Origin of the sequence: Bacillus pretiosus (assembly GCF_051294775.1) — a bacterium.
GTDB lineage: Bacteria > Bacillota > Bacilli > Bacillales > Bacillaceae_G > Bacillus_A > Bacillus_A wiedmannii.
Genome location: NZ_JBPPHF010000346.1, coordinates 1 through 293 on the forward strand (window position 1 = coordinate 1; position 293 = coordinate 293).

The 293-nt window shown below is 36.2% G+C and carries 2 pseudogenes; both read right to left on the reverse strand.

Features of this window, described 5'->3' with window-relative positions:
* Positions 1-88, reverse strand: a pseudogene (locus ACSG5Z_RS31185) (spermidine/putrescine ABC transporter ATP-binding protein); the annotation flags it as partial.
* A gap of 11 nt (positions 89-99) precedes the next feature.
* A pseudogene (locus ACSG5Z_RS31190) lies at positions 100-293 on the reverse strand (ABC transporter substrate-binding protein); the annotation flags it as partial.

The following is a 293-nucleotide window of genomic DNA, read 5'->3' on the forward strand; positions in this document are numbered from 1 at the left end:
CTTGTAAACTCATATCTTCGAGAATCAATTTGGCATTCTCTTTTGCGAAAAAGCAGTGAGAAACGTTACGTATTTGTAAAAAACTCATACACTTCGCGTCTATTTCTTAATAACGCTTTCGGCAATTTTTGTATTGACGAGCGCTTCGTGTGGAACTTCTTTTTGTAATTCGCCAGCTTCTTTCATAATCGTGTGGAGCTGTTTCCATTCTTCAGCATCTAATAGCGGATTTGTCGCATAAGAATGTTGCTTTTTATAACGTTCAATTACTTTTACTGTAATGTCCTTTGAAG